Origin of the sequence: Anaerotruncus colihominis, assembly GCF_010206195.1 — a bacterium.
GTDB lineage: Bacteria > Bacillota > Clostridia > Oscillospirales > Ruminococcaceae > Anaerotruncus > Anaerotruncus colihominis_A.
On record NZ_VIQT01000009.1, the window covers coordinates 114,563 to 126,315 of the forward strand.

The window sequence follows — 11,753 nt, forward strand, 5'->3', positions numbered from 1 at the left end:
CCGCTTTTACATATTTATGCGGTGCGAAAGCTCTGCTTCGGGCACAGCGCCGCCGGCCTTTAAAGTCAGGAGGATACATGAACATACTTTTTTTCGGAGATGTGGTTGGACAGTCCGGCTGTGACAAGCTGCGGCGCGAACTGCCGCGCCTGCGCCGTGCATATGACGCGGGCGTTATCATCGCAAACGGCGAGAATTCGGCTGAAGGCAATGGGATCACGCCGCACAGCGCGCAGCATCTTTTTGACAGTGGCGTTGATGTGATTACAACCGGCAATCATGTTCTGCGCCGCCGCGAAATTTATCCAAAGCTCGACGAGCAAAACGGAATTGTACGGCCGGCAAATTACCACCCCTGCGCGCCGGGCGCGGGCTGGTACCTTTATGATAGACCGGCGTTCCCGCTTGCGATTATCAACCTTCAGGGGCGCGTCTATATGGAACCACCGCTGACCAGTCCGTTTGATGCGGCCGACGCATTGCTTGCAGAGATCAGATGCCCGAATATTGTTGTTGATTTTCATGCAGAGGCGACTGCGGAAAAGCTTGCGCTTGCACATTACCTTGACGGGCGCGTTTCAGCGGTGCTTGGCACGCATACGCATGTGACAACGGCCGATGAACGTCTGCTGCCAAACGGCACGGCATATATCACGGATGTCGGCATGTGCGGCGGCCGGAATTCGATTCTTGGCGTTGAAAAAAGCCGTGCGATTGAAAAGCTGCGCACAGGGCTGCCGCATCGGTTTGCCAACGATCCGGAGGAGGTTGAATTGCACGGCGTACTGCTGACATTCGAGGGTGCACAGGGGCGCGTTGTGTGCATTGAGCGAATATTTGTGCCGGCCTGAAGTCCGTTTGCGGAAAAGGATGCCTCCTAAAAACAGAATCCGGCCGGCTGCCGGAGCAGTTTTTTTGACAGACATACAACTGCGTATAATGTTCTAAACTTCCGTTGAAATATATGGCCGTATGGGGTATAATGAATATGGACAGGGTAAACAGCTTGCCGTTTGCAGTTGCTATCCGTCGGCAGCCCGCAGCTTTGAGCGGACTGCGCATGTTACACCACAGCCAAAACCGGCTCTGCTGGTTTAGCTGCCGCAAAGCGGCAGGCAAGCTTGAAAGAACTTGCTGTTATGATACCGGGTTATGCCCAACGGCTCGCCGCTTACGCGGCAACCGCCTTTTGATGGGCAATGATACCATGTCGCTTCGCGGACATGGACATGGTATACTACTATTATCTGTGAAACAGATTTGACAGCCTGCCTGCGGGACGGCGGAGAATACCAGGGTTGGACTTACGTGCAATCGTCCTGGCTGGAAGGTTATGCTCGTTACAGCCGCATAAAAATCGTGTAAAAATTGTGATCACAGTTTAGTTTGATGGGAGAATGCGATGACGCACAGAATTTTGGCGCTTTTGGCAGCGGCTGCGCTGCTTTTGGGGGGATGCCGGCGCTCGGTTGTAAGCGATCAGCAGTTTGATATTGCGGCGCAGCGGACGCAGGCTTCTGCGTCCGCACAGCGGCCGGAACAGCCAGGGGAACCGCTGACAACCCTGAACCTGGCCTACAGCGTGTCTGATTCTCTGAATCCATTTCAGATGAAAACACAGATGAACCGTATGTTGACTCCGCTTTTATACGATAGTCTGACGAAGGTGGATAAGACCTGGCGTCCGCAGAATATATTGGCGGAGGAGATTACAGTCGAAAACAAGCTGTGCACGGTCAAGCTGCGTTCAGGCATTGTTTTTTCGGACGGATCACCGCTGACCGGGAAGGACGTGATTTATTCCATCACAACGGCGATGGCGTCCGGCACCGACTGGAAAACGACGCTGCAAAATATTTCGGGCTGCTCGGTCAACGACGACGGTGCGGTTGAAATCCGTCTTTACAATTCCGATGCTGACTTTGCGTCCTTGCTGTCGTTCCCAATCATTAAGGAAGGGACAGCCGCGAACGATTATCCTGTCGGTGTCAGCCAATACTTTGCTTCGGGCACATGGGGCGGCAACGGCATAACTTTGGCCCGCAATCCGATCTATTGGAATCAGGATGCCTTGGGCTCCGTCCAAAAGATTCGCTTGACAAGCGTTTCCGATCCGGACGCGCTTTCCTTCAGTTTACGCACAGGGGACATTGACCTGATGTATTCCGATCTGAGCGAAGGCGATATGGGCAGCTCCGCTGCTTCCGGTGTGCCGGTATCGCTCAACAGTCTTGTGTATATTGGCGTCAATGGGAACCGAGGCCTTTTGTCCGATGCGCAGTTTCGGCAGGCGATTTCGCTTGCAATCAACCGCGACGAGCTTGTTGCCAAGGCTTATATAGCGCATGCCCGCGCGACGCTGTATCCCTTTAATCCAGAGTTTTACAGGATGGAGGATCTTGAGCTTTCCACGCCGCGCGAGCTTGCGCGCGCAGAGGAGCTTCTTGTCGGGATGGGTCTTACCCAAAAGGATGAAAACGGCTACCGCTTGAGGAACGGCCAGCCTTTGACGCTGCGTCTGCTGGTCAACAGCGAAAATGCCTGCCGCAATGCGGCTGCGACGCTGCTTACTGAGCAGCTTCGCCAGCTTGGTATACAGGTGACGGTCGAATCGCAATCGTTCACGCAATATCAAGCCAGCCTTGCGCGCCGTGACTACGATCTTTATATCGGCGAGACACGTTTGATGGACAATATGGATTTTTCCGCTCTGCTCTCCGGCGGGGTGCTCGGTTATTCAACACCGTACATTGAAACACTTTCTGAGTTTTATCAGGCTTATCGTGCGACAGGGACAGGTATTGGAACATTCTGTGAAGCATTTGCTGAACAATCACCGTTTATCCCGCTTGTGTTTCGACAGGGACAGGTATCGTTTAATCGTTCGTTTGACGCGCAGATTGTTGCCACAGAACAAAATCTTTTTTACAATTTGTCTGAATGGTAGCACTGTTTTCATGTGCAAGAATACAGGGAGGTTTTGACATTGATCAGTTTGGAAAATCAATATGGGACTATTGAAATATCCCAGGAATATTTTGCGAATCTTGTAGGGCGCGCTGCGTCGGAATGCTTTGGGGTTGTCGGCATGATCAGTTCGCCCACACAGGGAATCCGGTCGATGATGAACGGCGGCAAGGATGTTCCGGATAAGGGCGTACATGTGCGCACCTCGGGCGGCGGGCTGATCGTCGATCTTCACATCGCCGTTGTTTATGGGATGAATATCGCCGCGATTGTGCGCAGCATTGTCAACAAGGTGCGTTATACGGTCGAGCAGGCGACAAATCTTGAGGTGGCAAAGGTCAACGTATTCGTTGACGCGATGAAAACAGAAAACGCATAACTGAGGCGGACAAAAGTGTGAATATGGGGGTCATTCAATCATGATTACAGGCCAGATGCTCAGGGATGCGTTCATCTCCGGAGCCAATAATATATCAAACCAGCGTCAGCTTGTCGACGCGCTCAATGTGTTCCCAGTGCCTGACGGCGATACAGGTACGAATATGTCCATGTCCGCGTCGGCTGCCAAGCGTGAGCTGACGCGCATTCCTGACAATGCGCCTGTCTCTCAGGTTGCGGATGCATGCGCCTCTGCTTTGCTGCGCGGCGCGCGCGGAAATTCGGGCGTTATTCTGTCGCTTTTGTTCCGTGGATTTTCGCGTGGACTGAAGGGACGGGAGCAGGCAGATGCAAAGGATTTGGTAGATGCGCTGGAAAAGGGTGTCGAATCGGCGTATAAGGCTGTTATGAAGCCGACGGAGGGTACCATCCTCACCGTTGCGCGCGTGGCGGCGGAGCGGGCGCGCGAGGCGCTGACCAGCAAAATGGACACAGCACAGATATGGGATATTGTGCTTGACGCGGGCCGTCAGGCGCTCGACGAGACGCCGGAGCTGTTGCCGGTGCTGAAGAAGGCCGGCGTTGTCGATGCGGGCGGCCGCGGCCTGATCGTCGTATTTGAAGGGATGTCGGAGGTGTTCCACGGTAAAAAGGGGATCGAGCCTGCCGTGGAAAAATCGGCTGTTACAGATAGCGATTCCATTCATCCGGACCGCAACGCGGCCGGCGAATATGTAGGGGAGATCACATTCACATATTGCACGGAGTTTCTTGTGAAAAAGCGCGCGCGGGATATTGACCCTCAGCCATTGCGTGCTTATCTGGAAACGATCGGTGATTGTGTCGTTGTGGTTGATGACGACGATATCATCAAATGTCATGTTCACACGGACCATCCCGGCCTGGCGCTTGAAAAAGCGGGCGAGGACGGCCAGCTGACGAATCTCAAAATTGAGAATATGCGCGAACAGTATGAAGCGCAGAAAGCCAGTGTGGTCGAACCGGTATCTGATCAGGGGTTCGCATACGCGCCGGTCGACCCGTCGCGCGCTTATGGCTTTGTCGCGGTCGCAGCGGGCGACGGCGTAAAGAAGCTGTTTGAGGATTTGGGCGTCGACAACATCGTCAACGGCGGACAGACGATGAACCCTTCAACGGACGATATTCTGTCCGCAGTCCATGCGACGCCGGCAAAGACCGTGTTTGTGCTACCCAATAATAAAAATATCATCATGGCGGCGGAGCAGGCGACAAAGCTGGCTGACCGGCGCGTGATTGTGCTTCAGACACGCACCATTCCGCAGGGGCTTTCGGCGATGCTGGCGTTTGATGCCGACGCCGGTTCGACAGAAAATCAGGTTGCGATGCAGAAAGCATATGAGCGTGTCGGTACAGGGCAGGTCACATTTGCAGCGCGTGACAGCGATTATGACGGCCATAAAATAAAGGAGGGTGAGTTGCTGGGGCTTGAAAATGGCAGGGTCGCTTTTACAGATCACGATCTGACGCACGCTGTGGTGCGTGTAACACGTGCGCTTGTGCACAAGGACAGCAGTTTTGTAACGCTTATCTACGGCGAGGAAATTTCAGATGAGCTTGCCCAAACGATTTGTGATGCCGTTGCCGCCAAGCTGCCTGATGATATTGAGGTTGCGCTTATCAACGGCGGCCAGCCAGTCTATTACTTCACCGTTTCCGTGGAATAGCTGAAAGCGGCTGTCAGCCGTTTGATAAACTGTGAAAAATTAAAAAAAGAGGTGTTTAAGGATGCAACATGAAAAAATGCGCCGCATTGTTCTGGCGGCAATGTTCGCAGCAATCACAGCCGTGACGGCACAGCTTGTCATTCCGCTTGGGTTTACGCCGGTGCCGTTTACGCTGGCCCTGATCGCGATTTTTCTGACAGGCGCTCTGCTTGATCCCAAAACAGCGTTTCTGGCGCAGTTTGCTTATCTGTTGATCGGCGCCGCTGGCGCTCCGGTATTTTCCTACTTTTCCGGTGGGTTTCAGAAGCTTGCGGGGCCGACGGGCGGCTATCTGATCGCTTATCCCTTGATGGCGCTGACTGCGGCGCTGTTTTTGAAGCGGTTTGGGCGCGGTTTCCTGCGTTATTGCGCTGCTATGCTGCTTTCGTTGCTTGTGTGCTATACGCTCGGTACGCTTCAGTTGATCGTCCTTTCAGGGATGAGCCCAATGGAGGCGCTTGCTGCCGGCGTGCTGCCGTTCGCGGTATTTGATGTTGTGAAGGTGGTCCTGTCGGCAGTGCTCGCGAGCGCGCTTTATCGTGCGTTGGGCCGTGCGCGGATGTTGGCCGCTGTCATATGACCGCCCGTGAAATGGTGCAAGTGCTGTGACGCGCTTGATAGGGCGGCGCGCCATCGGCGTGCTGCTCTGCATAACGCTGCTCTGCGCCTGCGCCCCGGAACAGCCTGCTGCGCAGGCTGTTCCGGGGCCAAAGCCTTTAAGCTGCATCACGCAGGACGGAGCGATCTCCTTCGTGTTTGGCGCGGATTGGACACAGGATGTGGAAAGTTATGCGTATGATTTGCTTTGCCATGCCGAGACGCGCAATCTGGCTGCCGGCATATTCTCTTATACGCGGGCAGGCGCAGCGCAAGCGTTCAACCCTGCGCAGGCGCTTGATTTTCATGTGGAGGATATCGCCGGTAAAAGGGAAAATGCGCAGCGCTTGGAGGAATATACAGTCCGTGAGGACGACGGGCACCGTTATACAACGGTTCTTTTGTCGGCTGAATCGGATGGGGAGAAGCTGGCTTACTATTTCACGCTGATTGAATTTGTGGGTTATTCCGACGCGTTCGCGATTTTGGTGCAGGCGGCTCCTGCAGAGCATTTTGGTGAATGCCGGGAGGAGTTTGACGAGATCGCCGCGTCGTCTGCTTTGGCGGAGCAGTCAAAATTGCCGAAGTCCGGCTTTTCGGTCTGATGGGATGTGAGCAAAAATACGCGCTGCGGTTGACTTCCAGCGTGCCAGGGTATATACTTAATATGTATTTGGACCGTGAAGGGGTCAACCGTGAAAGCCGCCGCAGAGAGGCGCGCGTTTGCTGCGAGCGCGCCGCGGACAGAAGCGGGCGCCGCCCTGGAGTCTTCCGGCGGGGAGCCGGACGTTGTGTGAGCGTTAATCCTGATGAGCGGCGCGGGCGACTCCCGTGCAATTTTGGGTGGTACCGCGGAAAGCCGATGCGCTTTTCGTCCCATATTTTGGGGCGAGGAGCGCATTTTTGCGTCTGGGGACCGGGAAGTATGGAAAGGAACGATTGAGACAATGGAATGGACGGGACTCAATGAACTGCGCGAAAAATTCCTCAGTTTTTTTGAGAGCAAAGAACACCTGCGCTTGCCGAGCTTTCCGCTGATGCCTTCAGCGGACGAGGCGAGCCTATTGCTGATCAACTCCGGCATGGCGCCGATGAAAAAGTGGTTTCTGGGTCTGGAGACGCCGCCTCGCCGCCGTGTGACGACGTGTCAGAAATGTATTCGCACGCCCGATATTGAAAATGTGGGCAAAACGGCGCGTCACGGCACGTATTTTGAGATGCTCGGAAACTTCTCATTTGGCGATTATTTTAAGCATGAGGCGACTGCCTGGGCTTGGGAGTTCATCACAAAGACGCTTGAGCTGCCCGTTGACCGCCTGTGGGTGTCTGTTTATGAGGATGACGACGAGGCCGAACAGATTTGGACAAAGGAGGTAGGCGTCGATCCGTCACGTATTGTGCGGCTTGGCAAGGAGGACAATTTCTGGGAGATCGGTTCCGGTCCGTGCGGTCCGTGCTCGGAAATCTATTTTGACCGCGGTGAGCAGTACGGCTGCGGAAAGCCGACCTGCGGCGTCGGTTGTGACTGCGACCGCTATGTTGAATTCTGGAATCTCGTGTTCTCTCAGTTCGACGGCGACGGAAACGGCCATTACGAGCGCATGGAGCATCCCAACATCGATACAGGCATGGGATTGGAGCGGTTGGCCTGTATCATGCAGGGGGTCGACAATCTCTTCGAGGTGGACACGGTTCAGAATATCTTAAAGCATGTCGCGCGGATCGCAGGCGTTGAGTATCATGCGGATGCGAAAACCGATGTTTCTCTGCGCGTCATCACGGACCATATCCGCTCGACCACATTTATGGTCAGCGATGGCATCCTGCCGCAGAATGAGGGACGCGGGTATGTTCTGCGCCGCCTGCTGCGCCGTGCGGCGCGTCACGGACGCTTACTCGGCATCCACGAGCCGTTTTTGTATCAGGTTTGCGAGACAGTCATTCAGGAAAATACGAACGCTTATCCGGAGCTGGTCGAACACCGCGATTATATCACCAAGGTGATCAAGGTTGAGGAGGAGAGGTTTGCCCGTACAATCGACCAGGGCATGGAACTGCTTTCTGCGATCATCGACAAGATCGATTCGGAAATGGATCAAAAGGTCATGCCCGGCGCGGATGCGTTTCGTCTGTACGATACGTATGGGTTCCCAGTCGATCTGATCCGCGAGATTTTAGCCGAGCGCAAAATCAAGCTGGACGAGGAGGAATTCGCCAGCCAGATGCAGGCGCAGAAGCAGCGCGCCCGCGAGGCGCGCGCCGCGCTCGGCGACCTCGGATGGGAGGAGGACGTGCTCGCCGACGTGGCTGATCACGGCCGCTTTGTCGGATATATGGAAATGGCCGCGCAGGCGCACATCGTCGCAATCATCAAGGATGATCAGCGCGTCGATGAGCTGCATGACGGCGAGCTTGGATCGATCGTGCTTGACGTTACGCCCTTTTATGCCGAAAGCGGCGGCCAGGCGGGTGACAGCGGCTTGATCAGCGCAGGCGGAAACGTATTCGCAGTTTACGACTGCAAAAAGTCCAAAACAGGCCATTTTGTCCACGTCGGCGAGTTGACCGCCGGGACGCTTGCGGTCGGCGATACTGTTTCGGCTGCAATCAATGTCGATCGCCGCGCCGACATCATGCGCAACCACACGGCCTGCCATCTATTGCAGGCCGCTCTGCGCCAGGTTCTGGGCGACCATGTCCATCAGGCAGGTGCTTTCTATGACGACATGATCTGCCGGTTCGACTTCAGCCATTTTTCCGCGGTCACACCTGAGGAGCTAAAGCGGGTTGAGGAGATTGTAAATCGCGTTGTGCTCGCTTCTGTCAACGTTTCCGTCAGCGAGATGCCGATCGACGAGGCGAAAAAGCTCGGCGCGATGGCGTTGTTTGGGGAAAAATACGGCGATGTTGTTCGTGTTTGCAGCATTCCGGGTGAGTCGGTCGAGCTGTGCGGCGGTACCCATTTGAAAAATACCGCGCAGGTTGGACTGTTCAGAATCGTCAAGGAGTCGTCCGTCGCGGCCGGCGTGCGCCGCATCGAGGCCGTTACAGGCCGCAATGTACTGCGGATGATGGACGAGCAGGAAGCGACGATGGAAAAGACAGCCGCCGTCCTCAAGGTCGGCAATCTGGCGGAGCTGCCGGCGCGCGCTGAGGCGCTCAGTGCGGAAAGCAGGGAGCAAAAGCGCCAGCTTGAGGCGGCCGAGGCGAAGCTGGCCGAAGCGCAGCTTTCAGGCGTGTTTGACAACGCCCAACAGATCGGCGGGATATCTATTGCATCCGTTGCAATGATGGGCGCGAAGATTGACGCAATGCGCCGCATGGGCGACCGTGTGCGCGACAGCCGCCCGGACGCCGTCTGCGCCTTCTCCACAGTCAACGACGGCAAAGGTTCCATTCTGGTTGTCTGCGGCAAGGACGCGCTCGCCAAGGGTGCGCACGCTGGAAAAATCGTCAAGGAGTTGACCGCGCTTTGCGGGGGCAGCGGCGGCGGACGCCCCGACAATGCGATGGGCGGCACGTCCGAGGTTTTCCGTATCGACGAAGCAATGGCGCAGCTTCCCGCAATTGTTGGAAAGCTGCTGAAATAAACGGACAAAAGGAGGACAACAATGGACTGCCTGTTTTGTAAAATTGTGGCGGGCGAAATCCCGAGCGATAAGCTCTATGAGGACGATGTCTGCTGCGCCTTTAAGGACATCGACCCCCAGGCGCCGGTACATTTTCTGGTCGTCCCCAAAGCGCATATCACCGGCGCCGACCAGATTTCGGAGGAAAACGCCCCAATAGCCGGCCATATATTCGCTGTGATCGCGCGCCTGACGCAGCAGCTCGGGTGCGGCGGCGATTACCGTGTCGTGACCAATTGCGGTAAGCTTGCCGGACAGACGGTTGGACATCTGCATTTTCATGTGCTCGCGGGACGTAGCCTCGCCTGGCCGCCCGGCTGATTTTTGGTCTGCCAAAACAGACCGTTTTTGCTGTAAAAAAAGAACGACCGCCCTTTTCAGGAGTTTCAATCAACGACCCCGCGCCGGCCGCTTTGTGCCCGGCGCGGGGTTGCGTTGGATATGAAAGAAACACCAGTCGCAGCCGCACGCTTGTAAAACAATACGCCGCGTGGTAAAGTATAAAGACAACTGATTGATGGGAGGAACCTGTTTGATAAAAATAAAAAAAATTGCCGCGCTGCTGACAGCGGGTATGCTTGCGTTTTTTTCAGCGGCTTGTAACGGTCCGGTCCCGTTTGGCGGGGCTGGAGAGGACGGAGGACATGTAAACGCGGACGAGGAACGTGCGCGCTTTGATGAATACCTGGAGGAGGACTTTGTCGCAACACTGGAGTCTGATCTTTTGACGCTTCATTATACGCTCAAAGACCCGGCGGCATATGGCATTGAAGATGTGGAGCCGACCTTTGGAGATGTGCAGCCGCCCCTTCTTTCTGACTACGATGAGGAAATCGACCGGCTGAAAGGCTTTGACCGCTCCCTTCTGACAAAGGAGCAGCAGGAGCTTTACGAGATGCTGATGCGCTTTTACCGGCAGGAGCGCGGCGCGCTTGAGCAGGGATACGCCTATTATTCGGAACCCTGCGCGCCTGACGGAGGCGTGCAGGCGTCGCTGCCGATCACCCTGTCGGAATATCAGTTTTACACAGAGCAGGACGTACAGGATTACATCGCTTTGCTTGGAGATGTGGGACGCTATTACGACGACCTGGTCAAGTATGAGGAGGAACGCGCCCGCCGCGGCTTGTTTATGACGGACGATATGGTTGATCAGGTGATTGAAGGCTGTCGGACCTTTATCGCAAATCCGGAGCGGAATGTTTTAATCGCGACGTTTGAGACGCGGTTGGATACGCTGGGCAGCCTTGATGAACAGACGCGCGCCCATTATATTGAACAAAATCATGCAGTGGTCATGGACACGGTGATCCCGGCCTATGAACGGATGATGGAAGGGTTTGAGAAGCTCAAGGGAACAGGCGTAAACCCCGGCGGCCTTTCCCATCTGGAGAAGGGGAAGGGGTATTATGAATATCTTGCAAGGAGCCTGACCGGCGTTGACGCAGCTCCGGAGGAGCTGGCCCGCCGGATCGATGAACGGTTTGGCGAATTGTTTTCACGGATGTTTCTGCTGTTGGGCGATGATGAAACATCGGAGCGTCTGATGGAGGAGATGGATGCGTTTTTGGAAGCTGACCGCGGTGAGCCGCGAGAACAGATCGATTTTTTGCATGCAGCGTCAAAGGGGATTTTCCCAGATGCGGGGGACATTTCCTACAATGTGCTGTACGTCGATCCGTCGCTGGAGGACAGCACCGCGCCGGCTTTCTATATGATCCCGCCGGCCGACGCGCCGGCTGAAAACCGGCTGTATATCAATCAGGGCCGCGATTCAGGAACCATCCTTTACGCTACGCTGGCGCATGAGGCGTATCCCGGGCATATGTATCAAAACAATTACTTTATTTCCACCAACCCGGCCATGCTTCGCCATCTGCTTTCCTACATGGGCTATAGTGAAGGGTGGGGCACCTACGCGGAGTTGTATTCCTATGAGCTGGCCGGCCTTGATGATCCCGTATTGGTCGAATTGCTCCAGATTAACAATGAGTTTTCGCTCGGCGTACTGGCGCGCAGCGATATCGGTATCCATTACCAGGGCTGGACAGTCGAGCAGTTCGCCGCGTATCTCGATGACTTTGGATTTGATACGAACGACGCAGAGGACTTTTATTGGATGATTGTAGCCGATCCGGGCGCATACCTGCCCTATTATATTGGTTATCTTGAGATGATCGACATTATTGACGACGCGCGTGCCCAGCTTGGCGGCCAATTTGACATCCTCGCTGTACACAAGGCGATTCTGGACGCGGGGCCGCAACCATTTGACATGGTGCGCGCGCATGTACAGGAATATATTGATAGCGTACACGGGACACAAGCTTTACACAGCCTGGAGCAGGCCGCGTAAAGGGCTGGATTTTGAAGGGAAGCTATGTTATAATACCATTCATCAACATTGAGCCGCGGGCGTATTGCGCAAAGCGGCCGC

9 protein-coding genes are annotated in these 11,753 nt (G+C 55.2%); all 9 read left to right on the plus strand.

Features of this window, described 5'->3' with window-relative positions:
- Window positions 1-77: 77 nt before the first annotated feature.
- The 9 genes from FMM72_RS04695 (at window position 78) to FMM72_RS04735 (ending at window position 11,672) form a co-directional block, all read left to right on the plus strand.
- Complete coding sequence (locus FMM72_RS04695) at window positions 78-851, plus strand: TIGR00282 family metallophosphoesterase (protein ID WP_160208349.1); 774 nt, start codon at window positions 78-80, stop codon at window positions 849-851.
- 551 nt (window positions 852-1,402) lie between these two features.
- The gene (locus tag FMM72_RS04700; RefSeq protein ID WP_162220751.1) at window positions 1,403-2,947 is read left to right on the plus strand and encodes a peptide ABC transporter substrate-binding protein; all 1,545 of its coding nucleotides are present in this window, start codon (window positions 1,403-1,405) and stop codon (window positions 2,945-2,947) included.
- 39 nt (window positions 2,948-2,986) lie between these two features.
- Window positions 2,987-3,346, plus strand: coding sequence for an Asp23/Gls24 family envelope stress response protein (locus tag FMM72_RS04705; protein WP_160209808.1), 360 nt, complete (start codon window positions 2,987-2,989; stop codon window positions 3,344-3,346).
- A gap of 40 nt (window positions 3,347-3,386) precedes the next feature.
- A complete protein-coding gene (locus FMM72_RS04710; protein WP_162220752.1) occupies window positions 3,387-5,051 on the plus strand; it encodes a DAK2 domain-containing protein in 1,665 nt (554 codons plus the stop codon).
- A gap of 61 nt (window positions 5,052-5,112) precedes the next feature.
- Window positions 5,113-5,670 (plus strand): biotin transporter BioY, encoded by a 558-nt coding sequence (locus FMM72_RS04715; protein ID WP_160209806.1) that lies wholly within the window; start codon window positions 5,113-5,115, stop codon window positions 5,668-5,670.
- 25 nt (window positions 5,671-5,695) lie between these two features.
- Entirely contained in the window at window positions 5,696-6,292 is a 597-nt protein-coding gene (locus FMM72_RS04720) for a hypothetical protein (RefSeq protein WP_162220753.1), read from the plus strand.
- A gap of 342 nt (window positions 6,293-6,634) precedes the next feature.
- Entirely contained in the window at window positions 6,635-9,277 is a 2,643-nt protein-coding gene (gene alaS / locus FMM72_RS04725) for an alanine--tRNA ligase (RefSeq protein WP_162220754.1), read from the plus strand.
- 21 nt (window positions 9,278-9,298) lie between these two features.
- Entirely contained in the window at window positions 9,299-9,637 is a 339-nt protein-coding gene (locus tag FMM72_RS04730; RefSeq protein ID WP_160209803.1) for a histidine triad nucleotide-binding protein, read from the plus strand.
- Between the two features lie 211 nt (window positions 9,638-9,848).
- Window positions 9,849-11,672: a DUF885 domain-containing protein gene (locus FMM72_RS04735; protein ID WP_162220755.1), complete on the plus strand. Its 1,824-nt coding sequence runs from the start codon at window positions 9,849-9,851 to the stop codon at window positions 11,670-11,672.
- Window positions 11,673-11,753 lie beyond the last annotated feature (81 nt).